We start from the raw sequence: 22,783 nt of genomic DNA, 5'->3' as shown, positions 1-22,783 counted from the left end.
CTCTCAAGTTCACAATTTTAATTATTTTTAGTCAATCTCTTAATTTTCCATTCTAATTCAGAGATCGAAAGAGGTTTTGTCACGTAGTCGGCAGCCCCTGACTCATAAGCACGACTCATGTTTTCCGTGAGCTGCTTGTCCGTCAGAACAATAACCTCGCCTTCATACGAGTTAGTAGCTTGAATCTTGCGGATGAGTTGATATCCATCGATGATAGGCAAATTCAATTCGGTAATGACGAGGCCCGGCAATTCTCGAACGAATACATTGTAAGCTTCTTGTCCATCTTTGGCCTCATATACGCGATACCCCTTTAACTCCAGCCGGGTCTTGATAAATTCGCGTACAATATCGTCGGTATCGACTATAAGAACGGATGCGGCAGCATTGGCCCCCGTAAAGAAGTGAATGTCTCCTTCCTTCCCTTTGCCCCGAATCGCTTGTTGCATGAATTTCTCAATCATAGACTTGGTCGGGTTCCCGTTCTCCGGAAAGCTGGTTACAATCAATTGCCCTTGCAGCAGATGCTGATCTTGGAGAAAATCTTTTAGCACCAGAGACGCGTAATGGGTATTGCCCATGGTTCCATTGTCCAAAACCGCACACAGCACCTGATTCGGATCGTCATAGAAAAATTGGACCGAAAGTGAGGCATCGTTGTTGCTCATAAGTAATTTTGCCTGTTCGAGCGTTTTGGGGTTCATATTCGCGCAAGGAGCCAAAATGACTCCGCACGAGGCGTTCTTCTTGGTTGCCACATGAATGAATTGTAAAAGCTGCAGCGTAGTTTCCTGAATGTTGTTTCGAATGACAACGGCCACATTCTCCACTCCTTTTATCTATATACTTGATATTATTTGTTGAAATTGGTTCTAACCATCGTTCCCCACGTATTATTGTTGCGGAAGAAGTCGATGTGTCCCAAGAATCTCCATAGAACGCCAACTTGACGATAACCGAGAAACATAAGGAAAGAGTAGAGCAGCATTTTATTGAGATCACTCAGTTTAGGATAACGGCTAAAAGCTTTTTCCTCGATAAATAAAGCGCCAAGGCTAAGAATGAAGCAGGAGAAAAAGTTCACCAGCATAAACACAACGACTGTTTTCCAATCCGCCATATTGAGCAGCCAATAACCGATCATGGCGATTAGCCCGCTCAGACGGATATAAGGATTTAAGGTTTCAAATAGGATGTTATAAGGAATTGTTAACCACCCGAACAATTTATAACGGGGGCGGAAGATCATATGGATTCCTTCCTCGATCATGTTTTTTAAGTTACCGCGCCCCCAGCGCATTCGCTGGCTGCTTAAAATCCGGTACGTATCCGGTGCTTGTGTCCAACAAACAGCATCCGGACAGAAACCGACTTGATAAGGTATTTTGTTCTTCAAGCAATAACGATGCAGCTTGATGACGATGTTCATATCTTCCCCAGGGTATCCGCCGCGGTAGCCGCCTATGGCAATTACCTTATCCTTCTGAAAAACACCGAAGGCGCCGGATACAATGATCAATCCGTTAATGGAGCTCCAGCCTATCCGGCCGCCTAAGAACGCTTTGATATACTCAACGTTCTGGAGAGCAGGCCACATTTTTTTAGGAAATCTGATGTTTTTGACCATCCCGTCTTCTACCGTACAACTGTTAACGATTCGAACATTTCCGCCGACCGCTACCGTATCTTCGGGGTTTTCCATATACACTCTGGCGATTCTTGTCAGAGCATCTTTTTCCAAAAGTGAATCCGCATCAATCGTAGAAATCAAACCATAGTGAGAAAGGTTAATCCCTGCATTCAAGGAGTCCGCTTTCCCCCCATTTTCCTTATCAATGAAATACAAGTTTGGATATTCAGGATTATGATAGTAACCTCTGACCATGTTGGTTTTAATATGTTTTGCAACAAATGGCTTAATTTCTTTTAGTTGAAACTCTTCGATCATAATTTTGGCTGTATCGTCTTTTGAGCCGTCATTAACGACGATGACCTCATATTCCGGATAATTCAAAGCCAATAAATTTCGTACATTTTCTTTAATCATTAATTCTTCGTTATATGCCGGAACTAATATGGACACCGGCGGTACGTGTTCAGAACCGGATAGCTTCCGTACGCGATTATATTTTATCCCTCTTTGTAGAGGGAAAGTATGACGAATCGACAGACCGAAGATTAAGAAATAAATGAACGTTATAATGAGGCCATAATACATGGCAAAGTAGCCGTATCCCAATAAAAAATCGCGCAAGTAGTCCATTGCTTGTTGTAAATAATATTCCAGAAGCCTCATGCTTTGTTCCCTCCTAAACCTATAAGCTATACAACACGATAGATTCGTTTGTTCTTGCCTAGCGTTTTTTCGTAATGGTAGGTGAGCGAATTATATCGTGTTAGTTTATCAAGGTCATGGAGCTGTATCGAAAGAAATTTGAGTTCTTCCTCAATAAGCATCTGGAGGTATTCCCCTTGCTCTGACCCTCTTACTTCTGCAGTGACTCCGCATAATGTGGCTATGCCGTCTTCTCCAAGAAGCAATAACCCTTTTGCACTGGCTGCGGATACTCGCTTGCTTTCATCCAATAATGCGTTTTTCATGACATCGATATACGTAACCAGCTTCTGATCGGCGATCGCCCCAATCGTAAGGACACGCAGTTCATCCAGCGGATGCTGAAGCAGCTTTTGAACGACGTTTCTAGGTATAAAGTGAACTGATTTCAGATAGATTTCCACGGCTTTAGATTGAATCATTCTGTCCTCGGAATCGATGAGACGATAGACAGCCGATGCTACCGTCGGCTCGGTGTAGTCTCTCAATCCGCACAAACCGATTTGGATATACTCCTTGCTATCCCGTTGAATGAATTCAGCAAACAGCGCCCCATGGTCGATATCCGCTTCTTTAATCATGTCTACAAGCAAATCATAAAATCCTTTGTTATGGCTCAGAAGAAGCTGTACCATTTCCTTCACATCCTGTTCATCGCGAGCACATTTCGCAATCGACCGGGCGATGACAAAGAGGGAAGAATTCAGCTTATGCGTTGCGAGAAGCTGGAGTAAATCCGGAACAGCTTCCTGCACTCTCATACAGCCTAAGTGATATGCCGCATCGATTTTCACAGCATAAGAGCCTTTTTTCAAACGATCCAGATGATATTGCACCAGTCCCAAGCGTTTGCACAGCTCTATACATTTTTCGCGTGGTGTTCCGGTAAAATTTTCGATCATATCATTCAAACGTTCCTGCATCACTTCTTGTTCTACTTTGTTCAATGAAAACGGCGGTGCCTGCAGCGGTTCTTTTCCTTCGATATTGACCAGGACATAGGTAAGGTAATCTTTGATTTTGACCTCAAACCTGCGTTCTATTCTGGTTCTTCTCAAGCGTTTGATTTTTATGGCATAAACCGCGGCAACGAATACAACATTCAAAATAATGAGAACATACAAAAATTTGAGCGCTACTTCGATGTTGATATACACAAATAAAATCCTTCCTTCCTTCATTTATGCTCGGATACCGGTTGATTCACTTCACGCATCGCTTTTTTCATAATCGAATAACTTTGTTTTGGGCGTTCCACATATTTAACGTCGATATCTTCCCACCTTTTCCAGGTGTAAAGCGGAAGTTTCGATATCGGATAGGGGTTGTTGCCTTCTAGTCCGATGACTTCCTTCGAATCCTTGCGGACGATCCATGGAACAATGCGAACGCCCTCGACTTTCTCCGATTCAAGTTGTTTCGTTCCCGTATCTTTGTAACTAATGGCGCTGAGTGAGCTTGGATCACTGAACCCCAGCAGCATCCATGGAATACGAATTTCCAATACATCGCCTTTTGCCTGCCACATTGCCTTCGAATTATAGTTCGGATCTTGCGGATCGCTAGTTCCTCTCAGCAAGTCTCCTACTTCGATATCGCCGAAGGGATGATCGACACGGGAATCCGGATATTCGAGCAAATAATTGACGACCAATTTCCATGGGTTAAAGAGTCCGCTATCGTCCTGAAATTGTTTTGGATCGTAAGCTAATATTTTCGACAGCTTGCCATAGATTCGGGTATGGAAGTCATAATTGGAGGCTATCATCATCTGCCCTTTATCCTTGTTTCCGAGTTCGATTAAGGTTTCCAATCCTTCATCCAGCGTCTTTCCTTGGAGCTGCGGTGCATGGCGGTTGCCGCCCTTTAAAGTATCGAATCCTAAATAGACGGAATTTTCTGTTAAATCTAAAGGTTCAGTTAACTTGGCCAAGAGATATAAATATCCTTCATCATGCGTGGCCCATATTTCATTAAAACCTTTCATTTGCATATCTAGCTTAGTCTTATCCCCATCATCGAGCTTGTCCCAGTCTGATGCATCCCCGTCAATGTGAATCACATCATCTTTACTTGGATACATGCCGAGTATTCCAAAATGGGATTCGTTCGTGAGCGTGTTATACCAATAAGCCCGCCGGTCAGGAATGTCGTAGTTTAACGTGTTCCAGGTTTTCTTAAACCACTCGTCCTGCCATGTAAACAAGATCGCGCCGGAGTATCCCTCCTGATGGATTTGCCGGAACATATCCGCATCCATTTCCCCTTGTGTTTTGTCGTCGTGTCCTCCCTGATTGCGCCCCAGCATGCCTGTATGGGCAATGCCTTGTGAGGCGGGAACGCCAAATTCGGTAATCATAACTGGCATATCGTTATGGTATTCCTTCAGCTTGTGAAGATAGGTTTTATAGCTATCCACTTCACCTTTATCATTTTTCATCGTTTGAAACGATTTGTCGAAGGTAAAGAAATCAGGATAATACGGGTAAACGTGATAGGAGGCAAAATAACCGGCATCCCAATCTACGGCTTCGATATGCATCGGATCCACACTGACCATATCTTCAGTAATTAATGGCTCACCTGGATGTTCAAGCGGGTCGGTAGTCACCCAATTCGAGAATGCTATCGGATGCTGCCATCCGTGCTTAGCTTCTGTTGTGGCTGTTATGTCGACCATCTCGGCCAACCATTTTTCAAAGGGATTAGCACCAGGTTTGCTTTGAAAATGTTCTCCCTTATAATCAGCTGCACCCGAATTGTTCTTATTCGTTTTATCCACCATCATAGGATCCCATTCTGTGCCGACGATCCATCCCATGAGATAGGGCCCTGCATTAAACAAATAATTACCGCTGGCTTTTCCTGAATGCGCCTCAGCTTCAAGCTTGATATTTCCGTACACCGCTTCTACAGCCTCTCGAACCTCTTTTTCAAACTTCTGTTTTACTTTCGGGTCAAAGGCGTTTTGGCCTGCAATTAATTGTTCTTCTGGACTCCATACCCCTTGAATGAAAAAGAGCGGATTATCCTGATGCTTCTCATTGTATCGGACCAAAGCTTCGTAAAACTCCGGTTTTAGAATGGTGTACACGCGAATGACGTTGGCGCCCATATCTTGAATCATTTCAAACCATCTCATATAGTCATCTTTCGGAATCTCAAGCTCGCCGGGGAAATGTCCTGGAACAGTTGCTCCCATATTGACCCCTTTGGCAAAATAAGGATTCCATGATTGGTTTTGAAATTGTTCAATTTGAGTTCCGTTCGTTTTAAATTTCACCTTATATCCTTTACCAATTTCGGTGCTTTCTACCTTTGCCACAGGCGGCATCAACCAAAAAGCGACAGCTCCGCCCGCGATTATAAGAACAAGCCCTATTTTGAAAAAACCACTTTTGAATAACTTTTTCATTGCCCTCTTCCTCATGTCTGTATTCTAGTTATATGTTTAGCATTGATATATACGATCGGTCGGCTTGAGGCCGCTTGCTGCGCCCCAATACTGTAGCATAAGGCGACAAGCCCGTTCAATAAAACCTAGGCCTATACGACATTAATAAATTTTAAGAACTCTAATAATTGTAAGTTGCACGACAAAGAAGAACAGCCTGCAAATGCAGGCTGTTCTTGGGATTAAGAAAGTCAGGGATAACAGATATCAAATTTTCATAAATAGATCGTTTATCTGGGATTTATGGGTGGGTAATACCTAGGGTTTATGCTGGTAAATGTGGCTCTAAATCAATGTTTTCCCAGAAGCGATACACAGCACTCCACATGTAACGTGTAGATAGTGACAACAGAGACTTATTGGACAGCCCGCCCATTTTAGTAACGAAACAGCCTCCATAACCCCCTATTTCCTGTATTTTTCTATATCTACATCCCATGCTACTACGTCATAAGCATCTGCTTTAAATTTATTGTGATTCCCTTTGTATGCTATATAATTCATTTTAGCAATCCAGTCATTATCATTTCTATGTATGATTTTAAAAGCAAATTTCGATTGAAGATAGCTCTCTCCCGATTTCTTTGCTTCCTTACCCTTATCATTTAATTCCATTACATAATGATATGCTTCATACCTGCCATATTTAGAAACTTCATGGAACGCTTCTTTGAAATCATAGTATTGATTAATAATATCATAGGGGATATAATCACAAATCAATCGCATGACGTTATCAAGCTCAAGATCATGCTTTTTTTCATAATCAGAAAGATTTATCGTAACATTCGTAATGACACCATTATCGCTGTCTCCGGTAGTAACCAATAGCAAAGCATCTTCATATAAAGTTGTTCCACTCGCATTCACTACTATAGCCTTATCAAATTCCTTCCAGAAGCTCTTTGCGGCTTTATAATCTCCATAAAATTTAGGATGCTCTTTTAATATCAACAGTTCCATATCAGGTAAATTCTGTCTTATTGTATTCTTATAGCTTATCGTATTCTTATCAGACTTATCAGAATTCGTAGAAGAAATTACCCCAATAAATACAACAATAAACAATAGCGTTATCAGACTAGCAACTATTCCACTTTTCTTTTTTGGTATTTGCCGCACAGCAGTTGGATAAGGATTAACTTGAACTATTCGTCTATTTATCAAATCCGCTCTACAATCGGGACAGACTGGCTCAAGCGAATTCTTACCGCAATTAAGGCATGTTCTGGGCTTATCGCCTATCGTAACATTACAATTAGGACATTTATTACCTAAAAAAGTCGTTTCACAGCTTGTACATATATTTTTAAATTCTTTTGCCCCGCAACCAGCACATTGTACAACATCATCTGCAGCCTTTGATCCACAATATTCACATTTCTTCATTCTCTCATCTATCCCCCTACAGATTCACATTACCTATATTGTGAGTTAAAACTCAATTCATTAAGTCAACAGAATGAATCGGCTGATCTGCAATTTGAACTGTGCCTTGATCTCATCTTTACGAACTCAAGAGAGCTCGGGCAGTTTAATCTATACTAACAGGTAAATGTAGCCTCCAAAAACAACTCTTTCGTTTGTTCGTAGGCCTTCCCTATTCCGATGACTTCACCATCATATAGACCAATATTAGCATGTTCGTTGCCTTTGTTGGGAACATTTATGTCAAACCCATTGACCAGGGCTTCCTCAGCAGTCGCTGAAAAACCCTCAGCATGGGCGGCAGAGCAAGTCCATGCGGCGATAGCGGCAAATCCCGTGCCCCAAGACTTTCAATCGAGGTATACGCAAGCAACAACACGTGCCGAGTTCGCTGCACTTATCGTTGCTTTGTATGAGAAAACGACAGGAGCAGAGATCACCAAGCGGACGAAGTTCACTGATACGATCGATAGTAGTATAGAAAAAGCAGCGGGGATCGGTGTGGTATCGGCGACAATACCTTTGCGCCAAAGAGTCCGTACACAAGAGAACAGAGCATTATTACCATCCTGCGGTTGTACGATGCGGTGAAATAAACCATCCCCTCGGCTTCTTCGTTTCGGCGTATTGAATTAATACACAAAGAAAACTTGGGCTTTGCCAAGCCTTGGTGCAGACGATTGCCTAGTTGCCCTTGTGCATGCAGGGGCTGTCCAATAAGCTCTAAAAAGGTAAAGCAGATGGAGAAAACGAAGTTTTAACTCCATCTGCTTTTTTGATCTGGTGAGATATTCCAGACTCGTTTGATTGATTAGCAGACTAACTTACCATCTGCATTCAAGGTCGCTTTCCAATCACCAGTTATATCAATCACCAGGCCCCCGGCTCAATTGCCGGGGGCCTGGTTTTACTGATCGTTTTCAGCTTTATTTACTTGCGAACTCTAGCGCTCTAAGCAGAACGACCACCGACTCGGCTCTTGTTGCCGTTTGATTCGGAGCGAACTTGTTGCCGCCAACGCCTTGAACGAGCCCGTTCTCAACAGCCGCTGCAACTGCCGCTCTAGCCCATGACGGGATCTCGGCGTCATCCGCAAATGCAGTTGTTGCCTTGGAGTTGTCGGCGAAACCAAGCGCATTCACGATCATCGTCACCATCTCGACGCGGCTGATCTTCGCGTTCGGTCTGAAGCTGCCATCGGAGTAGCCTTTCACGATTCCAGCTTGCACAGCTTGTGCGATGCCTTGTTCCGCCCACGAGCCGATGGCTGCCTGATCGTTAAACTCCAGCTCGGTTCCGTTTCCTTGCAAGTTCAGCATGCGAGCCAGCATGACTGCAAACTCGGCGCGGGTAACCTCGCTCTTCGGCTTGAATGTGCCGTCAGCATAGCCGCTGATAATGCCCTTAGCCGCTGCAAGTTTAATACTTGCTTCCGCCCAGTGGCCTAGAATGTCGCTAAATTTGACTTCAACGTTCTCTTCTGGCTTAGTATTCTCTTCTTCTGTTACCGGAGCACTTACATTCACGACGCAAGTTGCAGTCAAATTTCCATCTATGGTTGTTACTGTGATTATTGCTGTGCCGCTGCCCTTTGCTACAACTCTACCTGTACGATCAACAATTGCAACATTTTCGTTGCTGGATTTCCATGTCACCTGCATATTGTCAGCATTACTTGGCCTAATAGCTGCTGTCAGCTGAGATTCATCGCCAATATTCAGTTCCAGTGTCTGCTTATCAAGACTTACACCTGTAACATGTATCGTATCCTGTATCACTTCACGTACTGGTATTTTTGCGGCCCTAAATCTTGCTACAGCACTTTTTAAGTTTACAGTTGCACGATCAATCTCTTCCTGAGTCTTTGCATCCACTTTGGCAGTTAATGCAGCTGTTATTGCAGCTTCCAAGGCATCCTTTGCACTTTGCGGATACTGCCCGGGATTTGTACCGATTCTTGCCGTGTCTCTTAAATCTGTAGCTATTTTTATTTGATTATCCAATTCAGTTGAATCAATTGTCTCTGATGGTATGCTTACAGTTACAACAGAGGTTGCCGTTTTATTTCCATCCTCAGTGGTCACTGTGATAACAGCTATACCCTCTGCTATTGCCGTAACCTTGCCGGTGTTATCAACTGTTGCAATTCCATCATCACTTGATGTCCATGTTACATTCTTGTTAGCTGCTCCTGATGGAGTGATAGTCGCCTTTAATTGGTAAACACCGCCAACGTTTAATTGAAGCGTTTCTTTATCAAGGCTCACTTCCTCGACTTTAACATTCGGATCCACTATTTGTGCAGCCTTAAAGCTTTCTACTGCGACTTTCAAGCCTTCCACTGCACGACCAATCTCTTCCTGGGTTTTTGCATCCACTTTGGCAGTTAATGCAGCTGTTATTGCAGCTTCCAAGGCATCTTTTGCCCTTTGCGGATACTGCCCGGGTTTTGTACCGATTGCTGCCGTGTCTCTTAAATTTGTAGCTATTTTTATTTGATTATCCAATTCAGTTGTATCAATTGTCTCTGATGGTACGCTTACAGTTACAACAGAGGTTGCCGTTTTATTTCCATCCTCAGTGGTCACTGTGATAACAGCTATACCCTCTGCTATTGCCGTAACCTTACCGGTGTTATCAACTGCTGCAATTCCATCATCGCTTGATGTCCATGTTACATTCTTATTAGCTGCTCCTGATGGAGTGATAGTTGCCTTTAATTGGTAAACACCGCCAACGTTTAATTGAAGCGTTTCTTTATCAAGGCTCACTTCCTCGACTTTAACATTCGGATCCGGTATTTGTGCAGCCTTAAAGCTTTCTACTGCCACTTTCAAGCCTTCCACTGCATGATCAATCTCATCCTGGGTTTTTGCATCCACTTTGGCCGTTAATGCAGCTGTTATTGCAGCTTCCAAAGCATCTTTTTCACTTTGTGGATACTGCCCGGGATTTGTACCGATTGCTGCCGTGTCTCTTAAATCTGTAGCTATTTTGATTTGATTATCCAATTCAGTCGTATCAATTGTCTCTGATGGTACGCCTACAGTTACAACAGAGGTTGCCGTTTTATTTCCATCCTCAGTTGTCACTGTGATAACAGCTATACCCTCTGCTATTGCTGTAACCTTACCGGTGTTATCAACTGCTGCAATTCCATCATCGCTTGATGTCCATGTTACATTCTTGTTAGCTGCTCCTGATGGAGTGATAGTCGCCTTTAATTGGTAAACACCGCCAACGTTTAATTGAAGCGTTTCTTTATCAAGGCTCACTTCCTCGACTTTAACATTCGGATCCGGTATTTGTGCAGCCTTAAAGCTTTCTACTGCGACTTTCAAGCCTTCCACTGCACGATCAATCTCTTCCTGGGTCTTTGCATTAACCTTTATAGCCGATGCAATTGTTACTGCAGCAGTTAAGGCATCTATGGCCTCTTGTGGATACTGCCCAGCTTCTGTACCAACCTCAGCATGATCCAATAGTTCCACAGCTGCTACTATATCGCTGTCCAATGCAGATGTATCAATTATTGGCAATTGAGTGCTTTCATTTGACGGAATACTTTCGTCGCTCAGCCTGTTTAATGCAGTCACAACATAATTACTTGTTGGTTTTCCTGTATGATCAATATAGCTTTGCAGACCTGTCTCACTCTTACGAACTTTAGCAATCAATTTAACAGGATTGTTAATGTTTACAGCCTCATTATCTTCAAAACGATAAACTGCATAGTATGCTGTATTTTCATCATTATCCTGCCAGCTAATGGTATGGCTCCCGTCTTCAAATGTTGCACCTACTAATACCGGAGCTTCAGGTGCAACTCCACCCTTCCACGGCATTGCCGGCATAAGGGCTTTGGTCGCCCATAAGTCATTCTTAATAAGCGATGCAGCAGAAATAGCGTTAGGAGAATTAACTTTAAATGAGTTATACGTAAAGATCATAGTACCGTCTATATTGGGGTTTGCAGCATTAAACTTAAGCTGGCGTGCAATTTCCTGATCCCCGACACCTGGGGTATTCCAATATTTATCAGTAGTTGCTTCATCAGGATTTAGCCAGTACAAACCTACACCCATATATAGCTGTGTTTTTACATCAGGGTTGTTTTTAAGCAAATCAGACCACCATGATGAAACAACTCCATACCCTGCAGCTGAGTTTGCAAATGTCCAGTACACCTGTGGGGTTATATAGTCGATGATTTCTTCTAAAACCCACTTCTTAGTATCTGCATAAGCACGGTCATAGTTTGGTATTCCGGCCGAAGTTTCAGAACCATCCGGATGTCCGTCTTTCATGTTGCCCCATACGCCTGCCGGGCTAATCCCAAATTTAACCCACGGTTTTTCTGCGTTTATTCTATTATGCAGATTTTTAACCAGTGTATATGTGTTATTTCTGCGCCAATCCTCAATCTTCGGAAACTCCGTTTTGTCGGCATAGGTATCATATGTGCTCTGATCACTATAACCGGCATCAAAACCGCCATTGCTGCCAACATAGAAATAATCGTCAAAGTGTATTCCGTCAATATCGTAATTCTCAACTATTTCCATTACGGAGTCTTCCACATATTTCGCAGCTTCTGGAATTCCTGGGTCAAGGACAAAGCGGCTTGTGCCAACCTTTACCCATTCCGGATGCTTGGCATAGATGCTATCAGGCACCTTGCTGAGCATATCTCCTACTGCCTTTAAGTCCGATAAAGGTTTTCCTGATTCGTCCTTATACATGGCAGCCGGCATGGAAACGCGGTATGGGTTAGCCCACGCATGCAGTTCGAGATTTCTCTTGTGCGCTTCTTCAATTGCGAACTGCAGCGGGTCAAATCCCGGATCAACATCCTGTTTTCCTGTCAGCCAGTATGACCATGGTGCAAGCTCTGATTTATAAAATGCATCTGATGTCGGCCTTACTTGGAACATCACTGCATTGGCGCCTGTTTCTGCAAGATCATCAAGAATTTTTATAAGATCTGCTTTTTGCGCTGCCGCACGAGCTTGCGTGTCTTCAATCTTCCATGAATCTGTTGATGGCCAGTCAATATTAACAACAGTGCTAATCCAGGCAGCACGCATCTCACGTTTGTTTACCGGCGTTTCCTCTGGAACATTATACTTATCCCATGGAGCTGCTATTCGTGCTGCAAGATATTTTGCTACTTCTGTCTTTAATACGGCTACTGCCGCATCGATAGCATCCTGATCAGCATGAATATCGCCTAAAACTGCTTGTGCCGCTGCAATTGCGGTTGTAACAGCAGTATTTGCATTTTGCGGATACTGTCCGCCAAGTGTTCCTACTACGGTTGAATTAACCTTAGCCTGTGCATCTGCTATAGCCTCATTCATCTCAGTTTTATCAACATCTAATGGAACCATTGCATCCTCAAAAGCCTTAATTGCAGCATTTAGATCGTTTAATATACGATCAATTTCTGTCTGAGTTTCTGCATCAGCTTTAGCAGTTGTTGCAGCTGTTATTGCCGATAACAAATCATCAATTGATTGTTGCGGATATTGTCCGGGTTCTGTTCCTGCAACTGCTCCATCATGCAGAGCTTTAGCCTTTGCTATCGCAGCATCTAAATCAATTGTCACTAAAGGCGAAACCACCATTCCGTCAAAATCAGCAACAGCTTGTGCTAATGCAGTTTTTGCCGCCTCAACATCTCCTTGTGTTGCGCCTGCATGGTTATATACTGTGTTTGCTGCATCTATCGCAGCTTGCAGTGCTGCCTTGGCTCCGCTTTGATATTGTCCTGGCAGTACTCCTTCAACTGCAAGATCATGCTTTGCCTTTGCGGCATCAATCGCAGCTTTTAAACCCTGAATATCAATTAGCGGAATTTGTGCAGTTTTAAAGGTGTTAACTGCAGCATTTAATGTTTCTGCTGCACGATCAATATCTGACTGTTCTGTGCTGCTTGCCAAAGATTGTGCAGCAATGAGAGCATCATTCAAAATTGCTGTGGAGCCTATAGGGTACTGACCTCCCTGTGTCCCTTCCACTGCGCCAAGAAGCAGGGATTTTGCAGTTGCAATAGCTCCTATCAGTCCTGTTTTATTTAATGTTGCAGCCGGAGCAACATTATATATTGCAGTAAGGTCGTCAATGTAGATCGTACTGTTTACTCTGCCAGCAGCAGAGGTTTCAACTAATCCAGGCATAATATTTAGTAAAAGGCCAGTTGATGCATTAAAAGTTGCTTGTGGCACTTCATAGGTTACAAAATTCCAGCCTGATTTCATCACTGAATTGGCTGGTAAGAAATTGGCCGTTGTGGCTGAAGAACCGTCTGCCTTTCTTATTTCTGCACGTAAGCTGAAAATCGTCTCATCATTACCATAAAGCCAAAAACCAATTTTGTTCGGTGTATTCTCTCCGGTGAATTTCAATTTTTGGTTAGGGTAGGATGCACCTTTTACATAAGCACTGGCTGTCCCGGTAGTTCCCGCAAAATTATAATCAATCTTAAATGATCGATTTCCATTTTTCACATAATTGAGATCATTATTATATGAAATAGTGGGCTTAGTGCTTCCTCCATCATTAATCCAGTCAACGATGCTCTTTCCGCTGCCATGGTCTTCATAGTCCTCTATGATCTGATGTCGCTCGCTTACAATCTGTGTAGCAATATATGCCTCTACTGCTGAGTTAAGCAAATCGGTAGCACTATAAAGATCTGCCATAACGGCTGCAGGATTGTTCATAACGCTAGCTGCAGCATCAATAGCAGCATTAAGCCCCGTGCGCTCTGATAAAGGATACTGCCCGTTGCCTGTACCGGCAGCTGAGCTGTCATAAAGGCTTTGCGCAGCTGCAATTGCCCCGCTTATTTCTGCTGTATCCTTTGTTTCGCTTCCATAAACAGCCACAAGATCATCGATATAAATGGTGCTGTCCACCTTATCATTGGATGATGTGGCAACGATACCGGGCAAAAGTGTTATAGTAAGGCCCGTAGTTTGATAGGACGGAGCCACCGTGTACTCCAGATACTTCCATCCAGTAAAATTCAGCGTATTAGAAATGTTTTGATTTGTATTAGTGGAACCAGCAGTAATTCCTGAACGGAACTCTGCCCTTAGAGCAAAAGTTGTAACATTATTTCCATACACCCAGAAACCTATCTTTTGCGGCACTTCCCCGGGTTTAAACACAAGGCCCGTACCTTGGTTCGGTCGAACATAAGCGCTTGCAGTACCTGCAACTTTGGATAGCTTATAGTCAACCTTCAAGGAACTATTTCCACTATGCTTTATAGCGGTATCATAGGACAAAGTTGGCGGTGTGCTGCTGGCACTGTCGCCTGTCCACTTAATCATGCTTTGGGCAGCACCGCCGTAAACAACCCCATTTTCAAAGTCGTCTAGCACTATTACTGCAGCAACTTCAACTGTAGCTGTAACATTAGTGGATGTACCATTTATTGTCCCTGTAACCGTAAATCTGTGTGTTGTTAAGCAGTCAACAGCCGGATCCACACTTGGCCAGGTTACTAAAACAGTGTCCTTCGTGCCATCATCATAGGTTACCTTAACGGTATTTGGAAGTTTTGGTGCTACGCCGATACCTGTCTTCACATATACCGGATCAATGCTTACTATGTTTACAGCGCTTTCAACAGTTACCGCAGCTTCTACCTTCATTGCGGCACCTTCAACGGTTCCCTTTACGGTAAAGTCATTAATGCTAGCGTAGTTTTCTGCCGGAATATCATCCCAGACTACTGCTACGCTTGAGCTTGTACCGTCAGTGTATGTGGCATTAACGCTAGGGGGAAGTATTGGAGGTATTCCCACCCGAGTTGTAACAGCTATGGGCGCATATACGTTAACTGCCGGATATACGATATAATTGCCTTCTGCTTTTAGATTTGTTCCATCAACTATTCCCTGTATGCCTTTCACACTTGGATTTCTGTATTCATCGAAAGGTGCGGCGTTTTTGTAATCTTCAGGATCCGGTGTTTCCCATATAACAGGAAGTGACGAAACTGTATGGTCTGTATATATGACATCCACAGTAGCTGGAAATACCGGAGCAGTATTTTGTTCTGTTCTTACAATTACAGGATTAATATATTTTATAGCCGGTGCAACAACTGAAACATGTGCTGTTACAGTCATTTCTGTTTGTGTTCCGTTAGTATGAATAACTTTCCCGGTTACATCAAAGCTATTTCCGGCAGCGGAATAAAGATTAGGGTCAGTTATCTTGTCCCACTTTACCATCATATTAGCCGGAGAACCTGATGTCATGTTAACCTTTACGGATACCGGAAGAACCGGGGCTGTACCGGCTGCAGTAGTAATGTCTGCATCGATTGCACTAACCGGTGTCGGTGCATTTGGCGAGCTCTCGTTCTGGAGGCGGTCAAGTGCCGTGACTACATACTGTACCTTGCTTGGATCGGATACAGCTGTATCAGTATAGCTTGTTATATCCTTACCGTCACTATCAACTGTCTTACCAACAACTGCAATTATTTTTGTTGAATCTGATGTATCAAGATTTTCATTCTGTCCAAATCTATAAATCGCATAATATGCTGTGCTGCCTGTTTCATCATTAGATGTCCATGTTACTTGTGTAGCGCCATCTACAGCCTTGGCAGTAACGTTTGTGGGCATCGCTGGAGCAACGCCGCTCTTCCAGGTTGATTTTGGTGATATAGCCTTATTTGCCCAAGCGGTCCTTACTCCCTCTTCTACAGCTTCCTTTTTATAAATTTTTGAACCTGGAATAATATTGCTGCCCTGGTATAGGAATGAACCATCGATCCCGCGGCCTGTAATTTCACTTCTATAGTTTGTATTGAGTTGTATCTCCCTGATAATCTCTTCTTTGGCATAGGGATCTAAAAATCCTGTTTCAGTTGAATTGGTTGTATCATTTACCCTATACAATCCCATACCCATATAAAGCTTTGTATTGGGATTTGTAAGGTGATCCGCCCACCATGTTGCTATTACACCGTAGGGAGCCACATCACGGCCAAAGGGCCAGTAAACCTGTGGGGTCAGGTAGTCAATCAGCCCCTCGTTCCCCCATCTTAACGTATCTGCAAAGGCCCTATCATAGTTTGGTCCACCACCGGCAGTTGGAGAACCGTTAACATGCCCGTCTTTAATATTGCCCCACATACCAGCAGGGCTTATTCCAAACTGTACCCAGGGTTTTGCTGAACGAATTTCTTGGGAAAGATCGCTGATTAGTTTGTATGTATTATTTCTTCGCCAATCGCCTCTGTCTGTAAAACCGCCCTTATACTTTTCAAATGTAGCTTTGTCATCATAATCATAGGCTTTGCCCTCATGGTAGAAATAGTCATCGAAATGAACGCCGTCAATATCATACTTATTAACAACTTCCATAACGCTATCCACTATCCATCCTTGTGCTTCAGGTATACCTGGATCTACTACATACACTCCATCATAGGCTTTTTTAATCCAATCAAAATGAGTGTTGAAAATACTCTTTGGCAGTGCCTTGAGTTGAGCAACCATGGCATCATTTACCGCAGTTGCAGCACGATATGGATTAAACCATGCGTGCAGCTCTATTCCACGCTTGTGCGCTTCGTCTATTGCATATTCAAGCGGATCAAAGCCTGGATCACCGCCTGGTGTCCCTGTCATAACTGTAGACCAGGGAACTAGATCAGATTTATAAAGCGCATCGGAAGATGGGCGAACCTGAAACATAACTGCATTCAGATTGCTAGCAACTGCCGCATCCAAGATATTGCTTAGTTCTTGCTTTTGCTTTTCCACCCTTGCTGCAGTATCAGAAATAGCTAACGATGCTGAAGATGGCCAGTCTGAATTGTAAACGGTTACAATCCAAGTCGCACGCATATCTTCCTTCTTAGAAACATTCGAGTTTAAGTACTGTTGATATGGTGTCCATGCATCTGAATCTGGAGGAGTAACCCCCGCCGCTGAAACGTGAACAGCAGGTAACATGGATGTTAGCATTAATACGATAAGCATCCGGCTGCATATTGCTTTGCAACGCACAAATAAACGATTCATTTTCACTGCTCCTTTTATTAATGTTGGTATTTCGCCCCAAGCCACTGAACAGTTTCGCCTTATTTCTTTTCCCCATCCCTCCCTATAAAGTAATTTTTCAGCTTAATATCGCACAGCGTTTCCTATCTGAATATTATACAAATTCGAATGTTTCGTCAATAAATTTCGCAAATACATTTTATTATGAAACTTTATTTCGACATAAAAATATAAGATGCCTCGCTCTACTCTGCAGAACGAGGCATCCGTTGCGGCTGTGTTCCTGATAACTGAAGCGGTAATTGTAAATAAACTAAGAAAAGATAAAGGGCCTGCCTGCAGGCATGCCTGATTTGGGCGGCATGATGTAAAATAGGCTGCAAAGCCGTGCGGGGCAAAGGTTTCTCCTCGGAGAAACCCGGATTGCCTACATTTTGCATACCGTGCAAAATAAAGACACCTAAGAGTGTTGTAGTGCACCCCTTAGAATGGACATTGGATTAACCCCCAGGTTTAACCGATGAAATTCTAGGGGGTGCATTTTTTCGTGGCATTTAAAGGGCAGAAGCTAAAACAATACTCGCATGAGGTTAGAGTTGAGGCAATTAGACTGCATGTTGAGGAAGGTTGGACTTATCGTCGGATTAACGTACATTTTGGGATCATAGACAAAGATCGAATGAAAATATGGATGAGAAAATATCGAAAGCTAGGCGAGTTTGGACTCTTGGATCGTCGAGGGCGTAAAGAGGAATACATCGATGAGAACCTCCATATCGAAAGCTTAAAGCGGGAGAACGACATGCTAAAAAAGTGTTGGGAAATCTGGATGCAGGAGGAACGCGTCAAAAGTACAGGGCCATTGAACAGACAACAAGATGGTACGGTGTAGCGGAGTTGTGTAAAGCGTTCAACGTCTCGCGTAGTGGCTATTATGCGTATTTAAAGCGTAAGTCAGGCGATCGGGATCAAGAGCTTAAGGAGAAGATCCAAGCTTTGTACGCTAAGTATGACGGCAAATACGGGTACAGACAGCTTCAGCTCTTTCTGTTGCGAGAACATGGAATTTGGGTCAATCACAAGAAGGTTCTGCGTCTCATGCAGGAACTTGGAATACGTTCTAAAATCCGGCGTAAGCATCGATGCAACTATGTGTCGTCTGCAGGTGGTCGTGTTGCGGAAAACGTACTGAACCGAGAATTTCAAGCCGAGTTGCCAAGTCAAAAATGGGTCACTGACGTGACGCAATACCGCGTCTCGGATACATGGATGTACCTATCTGCGATTAAGGACCTGTATAACAATGAGATTGTGGCATACCACATGGATCTTCGAAAAGACAACCAGCTCATCCTACAGACATTCAAAAAAGCATTTGAAAAGCAAAAAGACGTGACTGGATTAATCGTTCACAGCGATCAAGGATTCCAGTACACGTCCCATGTATACCACGACATGCTGCCAAAGGTTGGCGCCCAAATCAGCATGTCTCGTCGGGCAATTGTCATGACAACGCCTCATTGGAGAGTTTCTTCTCGCCTCTCAAAACGGAAGGACTCTACCTCTATGATATTCGATCCATTGAGGAAGCACAAAGGAGAATTGAGTCCTACATCACTTTTTACAATCATTCGCGACCGCAGAGAAAACTAAAAAAATTGACGCCGGTTGAGTACCGGCGTCAGTTTGCTGCTTAGGTGTTTTTCCAATGTCCGCTAATTGGGGTCTTGACCAACATTCATGGGCGGGCAGCGGAGGCTTTTCTGTTTCGCACGCTTCGCGTGCTCGACTGGCTTAAGCCATTAACAGTAGCCCAAGCGCAGCAGAATCTGAGCTTCGTCGGATAGGTAAATGTTGCTCCAATATGCTATTTCCTTAATAAGCGACACACAGCAATCCGCAGTAAATACAAAAAAACGGCATCTCTGCCGTTTAGTGTTAGGTGTTGGTGGAGAATAGGGGGATCGAACCCCTGACCTCATCGCTGCCAGTGGGGAGATGGGGGTTTGTGCGTTAAGGATATAGCAGGAGAAAGCCTTGTGAGACAAGGCTTTCAAGAATTTTTATGTTTTTTCGTTCGAGCTTATAGAACCTATAAATCAAACGTTCTGAAACATATTGTGCCTACTTCGAAAATCAGGAAATGAGCAAGTAAACCACTGTCTTAATTGAAAAGTTTTACGTATTTCTGCTTAGAGACACTGGACTATCTGAACGTTCCATCCAAGACATTCAAAAGATCGTGAAAAGCTCATTTAAGATGGCTCAAAGACGCAAATACATTACTTACAATCCGGCTGCTGATGCTGAGGCTCCAAAAGTTCCCCATAAGGAGATGTCCGTATGGAACCTGGAAGAAGCCGTTAGTTTCTTAAAGCTTGCAGAGAAAGATGACCTTCATATTGCTTTCTTACTTGCTTTGACTACTGGGATGGGCAATAAGAAATATTAGGACTGCGCTGGAAGGACATTGACTTTAATGAGCCCCCTTAACCCTCGGAATTTACTTCGCAAGTTCTACAGCTTAATCAAGAAAGCTGATGTACCACAGATCCGCTTCCACGACCTAAGGCATACAGTAGCAACTCTCATGTAAGCCCAAAATATAAACCCTAAAGTTGTTAAAGAAATTCTAGGACATTCAGACATCAGAGTAACTCTCGATACTTACTCTCATGTTTTACCTTCAGTCCATAAGCAGACTGCTTCGCAATATGGGGATATGTTATTTGGGCAATCAATTAATCAAGGCTAAATATTTGAACCTATGTGCTATTTCCCCATACGTTGGAATCGGTGTACTCAATGAATTTCCTCTAAAGTAGCTCAAAAAATTCAGTACTGTGACCAAACGTGTGACCAAGATAAGATTCTTAGTCAATAAATAACATCAAAAAAACCTTGTAGCTTCGGGAAATCCCGTTGTTACAAGGTTTTTTTAGTATGGAGCCTAGGGGGATACGACTCGGATAAGCTCGTCAATCAACATGGGATGTCCGAATCCTGATCCTATGCTGACGAAGCTTATTCAACGAGGACTTTTAGCGGTAGATTCAGACGCCGTGCTCCTCCGCATTCGCTCCGTCCGCGCGGACTGAACCCCGGGGTTCGCCCCCTAGGCAATCCATACAAAAAAACGCCATCACAATATGTGATGACGTCCTTTTTTGTATGGAGCCTAGGGGGATCGAACCCCTGACCTCATCGCTGCCAGCGATGCGCTCTCCCAGCTGAGCTAAGGCCCCGAATAACGACAAGATAGATCATACCATGAGAGGAAAGCGATGTCAATTGCATTTTAATAGGCTATTGGGCTGCTTCTGTATCACATTATAAGAAGAAGCGCGGGGAGACATATGCTCCCCTGACGATCTGCTCCGCCCTATGCAATTCCACGCTATTCCCGGCAGAAATCCCTCTCCCTAACCCTTATCCCCGCCATTAAGCGGATGCTTATGCAGCAAGCTGTTGAGCTCCTTCATAAACATGTCGATGTCCTTGAATTGACGGTAGACGGATGCGAAGCGGACATAGGCCACTTCGTCGACCGGATAGAGCTGGCTCATGACGATACCGCCGATCTCGCTGCTGTCGACCTCTGCATGTGCTGTCGTGCGAAGCTCCTTCTCCACCTCGGAGACGATCACTTCCAGGCGCTCAACTGGCACAGGACGCTTCTCGCATGCGCGGATGAGGCCGCGAAGAATTTTGTCACGGCTGAATTCCTCGCGGCTTCCGTCTTTTTTGATGACGATTAGTGGTGTTTCTTCAATCATCTCGAACGTTGTAAAGCGACGGTTGCACTTCTCGCACTCCCTGCGGCGGCGGATGGACTTGTTTTCGTTGGCTGGACGAGAGTCCAATACCTTGGTTCCCGCATAGTCACAATACGGACATTTCATAGTGATATCCTCCCTTCAACTTACTGTTTCATCAGATTACATCCTTACAAGCTAACTACATCCATGAAATCCCATACGTTTCCTGTAATGATCTTTGGAATATCGCACATAATACAGTTACCAACCGCAAGGAGGTGAACAACAATGAGTCAATCCCGCAGCAGCAACCAATTGGTAGTGCCGCAAGCGACTGCCGCTCTGGACCAACTGAAATATGAAGTTGCACAAGAGCTGGGTATCGCGATCCCACAAGACGGCTACTACGGTAACATGGCAACGAGAGACGCAGGCTCCATCGGGGGTTCCATTACCCGTCGCCTGGTTCAAATTGCTGAACAATCTCTAGCCGGCACAAAATAATGATTCATCTGTATGAATAACGAAAGTCTTGGAGCAGCTTGTCCAGAAGAGACAAGCTCTCCAAGGCTTCCTTAACGTTCAATGGTCATATGATATTCGTCCTAGAAACGGGGATACAAATCTTTATACTTATTATAATAGTAAAAGACCCGTTGTACATAGTGCCGCGTCTCGCCGAACGGGATATCCTTGACGCTATCCATGTTCCCGTCCCAGCTTCCAGCCTCCAGCCACTTGCGCACATTGCCAGGTCCGGCATTGTATGCGGCTACAGCAGCCACGGCGTTTTGCTCGAATTGCACATGCAAGGAATTCAAATACCAAGCTCCAACCTCGATACTTACATCCGCCCGGTGACGAAGTATGTCATCATCCACCTTGGCGAATCCCGCCTTCTCCACGACCCAATGCGCCGTGTCCGGCATGATCTGCATTAATCCCAAAGCACCCTTCCTTGACTCGCGGCCCGTGACGTAATTGGATTCTGCCCGTATAATCGCTGCGATCAGATGAGGTTCCAGATCGTAATTCGATGCGCTTGCCCGTATATCTTCCTTATAGTAAACCGGATACATCCATGAAGCCAACCAATCTGATTTCAGAAAAAGAATGGCGAGCAGAGCTAGTACCAACACTAGAGCGTACCGTTTCTTCATCCGCAGTCTCTTCATCTTGATGTCCCGACCAGACGATGCCATAACGCAACTACCTGCTCCTGCGTCTCCTCCATCGTCCCGCTGTTGTCAATGATCCAATCCGCGCGCTTTCGCTTCTCTTCGATATCCATCTGCAAGGAAACTCTGCGCCGCGCTTCTTCCTCTTTCATCCCATTGCGATCCATTAGCCGCTCGACCTGAAGCTCGGGAGGAACATAGACCACAAGCACGCCTTCATACAGATCAGCTTGCTTCGTCTCGTACAGAAGCGGCACATCTCCAATGACCAATCCCTCAGGCTCCGCTTCCGCATACGTATGTATTTGCTCCCACATTCGCTTGCGCACAGCCGGATGCGTGATCGCTTCCAGCTTCGCCAGCAAGTCCGGGTCCTTGAATACAATATTGCCCAGAGCTGCGCGGTCCAGCGTGCCCTCAGGCTGCAGGACAGCTTGTCCGAAGAGAGAGGCGATCGCCTCTAGCGCCGGCTCTCCGGGCCGCACGATCTCGCGCGCGACCGCATCGGCATCCACAAGCCGAGCGCCAAGCTCGACGAGCATGCGCCCGACTGTGCTCTTGCCGCTGGCGATTCCGCCGGTCAAACCAATGATCAT

At 44.3% G+C, this 22,783-nt stretch carries 13 protein-coding genes, 1 tRNA gene and 1 pseudogene; 5 read left to right on the top strand and 10 right to left on the bottom strand.

The window, feature by feature from the left end:
* Positions 1-17: 17 nt before the first annotated feature.
* The 6 genes from D3P07_RS22590 to D3P07_RS22565 all read right to left on the bottom strand — a co-directional run bounded on the left by D3P07_RS22590 (position 18) and on the right by D3P07_RS22565 (position 17,272).
* Complete coding sequence (locus D3P07_RS22590) at positions 18-668, bottom strand: response regulator (RefSeq protein ID WP_182914465.1); 651 nt, start codon at positions 666-668, stop codon at positions 18-20.
* 185 nt (positions 669-853) lie between these two features.
* Positions 854-2,254: a glycosyltransferase family 2 protein gene (locus D3P07_RS22585; RefSeq protein WP_119802689.1), complete on the bottom strand. Its 1,401-nt coding sequence runs from the start codon at positions 2,252-2,254 to the stop codon at positions 854-856.
* 68 nt (positions 2,255-2,322) lie between these two features.
* Positions 2,323-3,492: a hypothetical protein gene (locus tag D3P07_RS22580; protein ID WP_119802503.1), complete on the bottom strand. Its 1,170-nt coding sequence runs from the start codon at positions 3,490-3,492 to the stop codon at positions 2,323-2,325.
* Positions 3,493-3,512: 20 nt separating this feature from the next.
* Positions 3,513-5,750 (bottom strand): hypothetical protein, encoded by a 2,238-nt coding sequence (locus D3P07_RS22575; RefSeq protein ID WP_119802502.1) that lies wholly within the window; start codon positions 5,748-5,750, stop codon positions 3,513-3,515.
* 444 nt (positions 5,751-6,194) lie between these two features.
* Entirely contained in the window at positions 6,195-7,178 is a 984-nt protein-coding gene (locus D3P07_RS22570; protein WP_119802501.1) for a hypothetical protein, read from the bottom strand.
* A gap of 965 nt (positions 7,179-8,143) precedes the next feature.
* Positions 8,144-17,272: a family 10 glycosylhydrolase gene (locus tag D3P07_RS22565; RefSeq protein ID WP_119802500.1), complete on the bottom strand. Its 9,129-nt coding sequence runs from the start codon at positions 17,270-17,272 to the stop codon at positions 8,144-8,146.
* A gap of 526 nt (positions 17,273-17,798) precedes the next feature.
* Between D3P07_RS22565 and D3P07_RS27200 the strand changes: the two genes are divergently transcribed.
* From D3P07_RS27200 to D3P07_RS22555, 4 genes and pseudogenes are all read left to right on the top strand, one after another.
* Positions 17,799-18,143 (top strand): helix-turn-helix domain-containing protein, encoded by a 345-nt coding sequence (locus D3P07_RS27200; RefSeq protein WP_182914477.1) that lies wholly within the window; start codon positions 17,799-17,801, stop codon positions 18,141-18,143.
* Positions 18,065-18,688: pseudogene (locus D3P07_RS22560) on the top strand (IS3 family transposase); the annotation flags it as partial. The gene D3P07_RS27200 and the pseudogene D3P07_RS22560, both read left to right, overlap by 79 nt.
* Before the next feature lie 83 nt (positions 18,689-18,771).
* Positions 18,772-18,948 (top strand): IS3 family transposase, encoded by a 177-nt coding sequence (locus D3P07_RS27970; protein WP_397334615.1) that lies wholly within the window; start codon positions 18,772-18,774, stop codon positions 18,946-18,948.
* 563 nt (positions 18,949-19,511) lie between these two features.
* On the top strand, positions 19,512-19,703 hold the full coding sequence (locus D3P07_RS22555; RefSeq protein ID WP_119802498.1) for a hypothetical protein: 192 nt from the start codon (positions 19,512-19,514) through the stop codon (positions 19,701-19,703).
* A gap of 720 nt (positions 19,704-20,423) precedes the next feature.
* Here the strand turns inward: D3P07_RS22555 and D3P07_RS22550 are convergent.
* Positions 20,424-20,496: transfer RNA gene (locus D3P07_RS22550), tRNA-Ala, on the bottom strand.
* Positions 20,497-20,673: 177 nt separating this feature from the next.
* Positions 20,674-21,153, bottom strand: coding sequence for a transcriptional regulator NrdR (gene nrdR, locus D3P07_RS22545; RefSeq protein ID WP_119802497.1), 480 nt, complete (start codon positions 21,151-21,153; stop codon positions 20,674-20,676).
* A 144-nt stretch (positions 21,154-21,297) separates the two neighbouring features.
* On the opposite strand from nrdR, the gene D3P07_RS22540 reads away from it, so the two are divergent.
* The gene (locus D3P07_RS22540; protein WP_119802496.1) at positions 21,298-21,513 is read left to right on the top strand and encodes an alpha/beta-type small acid-soluble spore protein; all 216 of its coding nucleotides are present in this window, start codon (positions 21,298-21,300) and stop codon (positions 21,511-21,513) included.
* 101 nt (positions 21,514-21,614) lie between these two features.
* On the opposite strand, the gene D3P07_RS22535 is transcribed toward D3P07_RS22540, so the two are convergent.
* Complete coding sequence (locus D3P07_RS22535; protein ID WP_119802687.1) at positions 21,615-22,184, bottom strand: lytic transglycosylase domain-containing protein; 570 nt, start codon at positions 22,182-22,184, stop codon at positions 21,615-21,617.
* Complete coding sequence (coaE, locus tag D3P07_RS22530) at positions 22,181-22,783, bottom strand: dephospho-CoA kinase (RefSeq protein WP_119802495.1); 603 nt, start codon at positions 22,781-22,783, stop codon at positions 22,181-22,183. Before coaE ends, D3P07_RS22535 begins: the two co-directional genes overlap by 4 nt.

It is taken from the genome of Paenibacillus sp. 1011MAR3C5 (assembly GCF_003591485.1).
Taxonomy (GTDB): domain Bacteria; phylum Bacillota; class Bacilli; order Paenibacillales; family Paenibacillaceae; genus Pristimantibacillus.
Note: the sequence above shows the minus strand (reverse complement) of the source record. Positions and strands in the feature narration are given on the sequence as shown.